At 37.4% G+C, this 660-nt stretch carries 1 protein-coding gene; it reads right to left on the reverse strand.

Annotated features, from left to right (window positions below; translation table 11 throughout):
* Positions 1 to 620: MobV family relaxase (gene mobV / locus AC5SEO_RS26905; protein WP_495364209.1), on the reverse strand; the 620-nt coding region annotated here is incomplete at its 3' end.
* Positions 621 to 660 lie beyond the last annotated feature (40 nt).

Raw genomic sequence — 660 nt, forward strand, 5'->3', positions numbered from 1 at the left:
AATTGATTTAGCTCTTTTTGTCGTTCTTCTTTCTTAAACTCATGAACACTCTTATGTTTTACTTCACTTGATTTGCCACGTTCAATCTTGAAGCCTTTCATACTCATGTGGGTATGAAAATCGTCCTGAATGGCTTTTATTTTCGTTCTCCCGTGAAAGTAGCTCTTTGCAGCTAATCGTCCGTCCTCTGTGATAGGAACCACTCCAACATGCATATGAGGTGTCGATTCATCGTAATGTACCGCCGCATATAAGATATTGTACCTTCCATACTTCTCAGCAATATGTTCATAGGCTTCTTGAAAATAAACCTTCTGTTGACCATCAGACAACGTATTCATATATTCTGGACTCGCAGAAATAAAGAACTCTGATATCAGGACAGCATCGGCTCGAATTTTTCTCTTTACTCGTGCATCGGTCATTTCTTTAATTTTTTCGTGATACTTAATTTTCTCCTCGTTCACTAAGTCATACACTAAGTCATAATTCAAGATCGTTCTGTCTGAATCGATGTCTTTATTTTTGCTTTCTTTTCCTTCTCTTTGATTGTGTTTCTGTATGCCTGTAATTGCTTCTTTTTTGAATTTTTGTATTCTGATAATCCCATATTGCGCCATTCTATTTCCCCCTATTCCGACCACTGTTCCTAGGTTAAGC

The sequence above is a fragment of the Agrobacterium sp. K11 genome, assembly GCF_059429395.1.